Origin of the sequence: Dietzia sp. B44, from assembly GCF_014145245.1 — a bacterium.
GTDB classification, from domain to species: domain Bacteria; phylum Actinomycetota; class Actinomycetes; order Mycobacteriales; family Mycobacteriaceae; genus Dietzia; species Dietzia natronolimnaea.
Genome location: NZ_JAALEF010000196.1, coordinates 1 through 4373, shown reverse-complemented (window position 1 = coordinate 4373; position 4373 = coordinate 1). Strand labels below are relative to the sequence as shown.

The window sequence follows — 4373 nt, the reverse complement described above, 5'->3', positions numbered from 1 at the left end:
CGTCGGGGACCCGGGCCGACGAGGTCGCGGCGGGGCTGCCGGTGGTGCGTCCCGGCTGAGCGTTCGGCGACCCGGGCGGGTCCGGACGACCTGCGCATGAGAAGGGGCCCCACCCGCGGGACGGGGACACGGGACTGGGGTCACGGGGGTCGGGGAACGTACACTCGAACAGCACCGCCGGGGTCCGTCCGGGCGGACCGCCCCGAAACATGAGGGAGCACCACCAGGTGGAGAGCACGTCGTCACGTCCGGCCCCGTCCGGATCACTCCGCCGCACCAGTGGCCGCGCCGCCGTCGGTCTGGGTCTGCCCGACCCGTCCGTTCCCGGCCCGACCGGCCTGCCGATCGACACCGAGCGCATCGGTCCGGTCGAGGAGTGCGGCGTCTTCGGTGTCTGGGCTCCCGGCGAGGACGTCGCCAAGCTCACCTACTACGGCCTGTACGCGCTGCAGCACCGCGGCCAGGAGGCCGCCGGCATCGCCGTCGCGGACGGCGAGCAGGTGCTCGTCTACAAGGATCTCGGACTGGTGAGCCAGGTCTTCGACGAGAAGACCCTCGAGTCGATGAGCGGACACGTGGCGATCGGCCACTGCCGGTACTCCACGACCGGCGCCGCGTCCTGGGACAACGCGCAGCCCATGTTCAGGCCCACCACCGGCGGGGGGTCCGTGGTGCTGGGGCACAACGGCAACCTGGTCAACACGCAGGAACTCAAGCGCTACGCCACCACGATCGGCATCCGGGGTTACACCGAGAACAGCACCCACTCGGACTCGGACATCGTCTCCACCCTCCTCGCCCACGAGGCGGGTGACGGGGGCCTCGAGGAGGCGGCGGCCCGCCTGCTGCCGCGCCTGCGCGGCGCCTACTGCCTGACGTTCTCCGACGAGAACACGCTGTACGCCGCCAGGGATCCGCACGGGGTGCGCCCGCTCGCGCTCGGACGGCTCGAGAGGGGCTGGGTGGTCTCGTCCGAGACGTCGGCCCTGGACATCGTCGGGGCGTCGTTCGTCCGCGACATCGAGCCCGGTGAGCTGATCGCCATCGACGCCGACGGCGTCCGGTCGCGCAAGCTCTCCGAGCCCACCCCCAAGGCGTGCGTCTTCGAGTACGTGTACCTGGCGCGTCCCGACTCGGTGATCAACCAGCGGCTGGTCAACTCCGCCCGCGTGGAGATCGGCCGCAAACTGGCGGTCGAGCACCCCGTGGAGGGCGACCTGGTGATCCCGGTGCCGGAATCGGGGACACCGGCCGCCGTGGGCTACGCCCAGGGGTCCGGGATCCCCTTCGCCCAGGGGTTGACCAAGAACGCCTACGTCGGCCGTACGTTCATCCAGCCCAGCCAGACGATCCGGCAGCTCGGCATCCGGCTCAAGCTCAACCCGCTGCGCGAGGTCATCCAGGGGAAGAAGCTGGTGGTGGTGGACGACTCGATCGTCCGCGGCAACACCCAACGGGCCCTGATCCGGATGCTGCGGGAGGCCGGCGCCCTCGAGGTCCACGTCCGTATCGCCTCCCCGCCGGTCCGCTGGCCGTGCTTCTACGGCATCGACTTCGCCAGCCCCGCCGAACTGATCGCCAACGGGGTCGACGCCACCGACGGGATGCTCGAGGGCGTCCGCAGGGCGATCGGGGCGGACACCCTCGGGTACATCTCGGTGGACGGGATGATCTCGGCCACCGGGCAGCCGCGGGACGAGTTGTGCGCCGCGTGCTTCGACGGCCACTACCCCATCCCGCTCCCGGACGACTCGCCGATGAGCGCGGCCGTCCTGGCACTGGCCGCCCAGGTCGACGGTGAGATACCCGATCGGCACCTGGTCCTGCACGACAACGCGGACGCCGTCCGCCGACCCTGACCGGGCGCCCGACCACGGGCGCCGATGAGGAGAACCGAAGATGACCGAGAACCCCCACCCCGCGAGCGGCGCCTCGTACGCCGCCGCCGGAGTCGACATCGACGCCGGCGAGCGCGCCGTCGAGCTGTTCGCGCCCCACGCCAAGCGCGCGACCCGGCCGGAGGTGATGGGTGGCCTCGGGGGCTTCGCCGGGCTGTTCTCCCTGAAGAACTCCTACCGTCAACCGCTCCTGGCCTCGTCGACGGACGGCGTCGGGACCAAGATCGCGGTGGCGCAGGCCATGGACGTCCACAACACGGTGGGCATCGACCTCGTGGCCATGGTGGTGGACGACCTGGTGGTGTGCGGGGCCGAGCCGCTGTTCCTCCAGGACTACATCGCGATCGGCAAGGTCGTGCCGGAACACGTGGCCGACATCGTCGAGGGGATCGCCGAGGGCTGCGTCCGGGCCGGCTGCGCACTGCTGGGCGGCGAGACCGCCGAGCACCCGGGACTGATGGCCCCCGGCGAGTACGACATCTCGGGCACCGGGGTCGGGATCGTCGAGGCCGACGAGGTCCTCAAGGCGGAGAACGTCCGCCCCGGCGACGTGATCGTGGGGATGGCGTCCTCGGGCCTGCATTCCAACGGGTACTCGCTGGCCCGGCACGTACTGCTGGAACTCGCCCGCCTCCCGCTGGAGGGGCACGTGGAGGAGTTCGGTCGCACCCTGGGTGAGGAACTCCTCGAGCCCACCCGCATCTACGCCCTGGACTGCCTGAGCCTCATCGCCGAGACCGACGTCCGGGTGTTCAGCCACGTCACCGGTGGAGGCCTGGCGGAGAATCTCGCGCGGGTCATGCCGCGCGGACTGGTCGCGCGTCTCGACCGTGGCCGCTGGCCCGTGCCCGCCGTGTTCGGCACGATCGCCCACCACGGCCGTGTCGAGCAGGCCGAGATGGAGCGGACGTTCAACATGGGGGTCGGGATGATCGCCGTGCTCCCGGCCGAGGACGTGGACCGCGCGCAGGCGGTGCTCACCGCCCGGCACGTGGACAACTGGGTGATCGGACACGTGGACAAGGCCGGGGAGGTCGCCGCGGACGGACCGCGCGTCGTCCTCGAGGGATCACACGCCCGCTTCTAGCCGGGCGGCGCACCCCGCCACACGAACGTGGGCCGGGCATCCTCGCTGGATGCCCGGCCCACGTGTAGGCGGCGGTCGGGGAGTGCGGTCAGAACCTGCTGTCGCCGTCGGACCACGACCCGTACGGGTCGTCGTCCTCCTCGGCACCGGGCCGATCGGTGCTGAGGCGTGTGGTGGGCGCGCCACCACCGGCCAACTCCGCCTGGAGACGTTCTAGGTCCGTCTGCGGAGTGTTGTACTTGAGTTCGCGAGCGACCTTGGTCTGCTTCGCCTTCGCGCGGCCTCGGCCCATTGACCTGACCCCCTCGGAAACGGTGCTGGGCCACCTCGGGGGTGCCCATCAATGTGAGTATCTGCCTGTCCACAGGATAGCGTGCCCGGCGCGGAATGTCCGCCCGGGTGTCGTGGGGGCCACCTCGGGCTCCTACGCCTGGCCGCGCAGCCTGCGGATCGCCTCACGTCCGGCCTGCGGGCCGGAGTCGTGCGGGACGGAGTCGGGATCGATGGCGGCGGAGACCCCGTCCACCTCGAGAACGGTGTCGGACGGCACCGACCGCTTGAGCAGGGCGAGCGCCACCGGGCCGTACTCGTGGTGCTGGACGACGGTCCCCACGCGCCCCACGGTGCGGCCACCGGCGAGGACCTCGGCGCCGGGGGAGAGCGACTGGTCGCCGCCGGAGCCGTCCAGGTGCAGACGCACGAGGACCCGGGGGGACTTGCCGAGGTTGTGGACGCGGGAGACCGTCTCCTGGCCCCGGTAGCACCCCTTGTCCAGGTGGACCGCGCCGCGCTGCGCCACCTCGCCGATCCACGTGGGGATCTCGTGGGGGATGGTCTTCTCGTCGGTGTCCACGCCGAGTCGCGCCCGGAGCGGGTCCGTCTCCACCGCGCGGAGGGCCTCGAACGCCCACGAGCCCGCCGGACGCGCGCCGGCCCGGACCGCCGCGTCGAACCATCCGGTCAGCCCGGCCCGGGGGACGAGGAGATCGACCGAGCCCGCCAACGGCCACGGCATCCGACGTGCGATCCCGCCCCCCGGCAGAGGGACGCTCGCGTAGTCGCCGACGGGGAGCTCCACCATGGTCCCGTCCGGAGCGGTGAGGGCACCGGGGAGCCCGGTGCCGGCGAGGGTGACGACGACGAGGTCGGCGGCCTCCGGAGTGGCGTCTGCCCAGAAGACCATACGGGTCAGGAACGTGAGCAGGGCCGCGCCCCGGCCGGGCTCGGTGTCCATGACGAGCGTCCCGTCGACGTCGGAGAGCACCACGTGGTGCTCCACCCGACCGTTGGCGTCCAGGATCAGCGTCTCGCCACCAGAGCGGTCCTCCAGTTCGGACACGTGCTGGGAGACGAAGCCCTCGAGCCAGCTCAGCCGCTCGCCACCGCCG

At 71.8% G+C, this 4373-nt stretch carries 4 protein-coding genes; 2 read left to right on the top strand and 2 right to left on the bottom strand.

Annotated features, from left to right (window positions below):
- The first annotated feature begins 209 nt into the window (after positions 1-209).
- Together purF and purM are read left to right on the top strand one after the other, a co-directional pair.
- Positions 210-1859, top strand: coding sequence for an amidophosphoribosyltransferase (gene purF / locus G6017_RS07320; RefSeq protein ID WP_182616724.1), 1650 nt, complete (start codon positions 210-212; stop codon positions 1857-1859).
- 40 nt (positions 1860-1899) lie between these two features.
- Positions 1900-2985 carry a phosphoribosylformylglycinamidine cyclo-ligase gene (gene purM / locus G6017_RS07315; RefSeq protein WP_182616722.1) on the top strand — a complete coding sequence of 362 codons (1086 nt, stop codon included), beginning with the start codon at positions 1900-1902 and terminating at the stop codon, positions 2983-2985.
- Between the two features lie 88 nt (positions 2986-3073).
- On the opposite strand, the gene G6017_RS07310 is transcribed toward purM, so the two are convergent.
- Both G6017_RS07310 and ygfZ read right to left on the bottom strand, forming a co-directional pair.
- Entirely contained in the window at positions 3074-3277 is a 204-nt protein-coding gene (locus tag G6017_RS07310; RefSeq protein WP_179524615.1) for a DUF3073 domain-containing protein, read from the bottom strand.
- Between the two features lie 132 nt (positions 3278-3409).
- The coding region (gene ygfZ, locus G6017_RS07305) for a CAF17-like 4Fe-4S cluster assembly/insertion protein YgfZ (RefSeq protein ID WP_182616720.1) at positions 3410-4373 on the bottom strand (964 nt) is incomplete at its 5' end.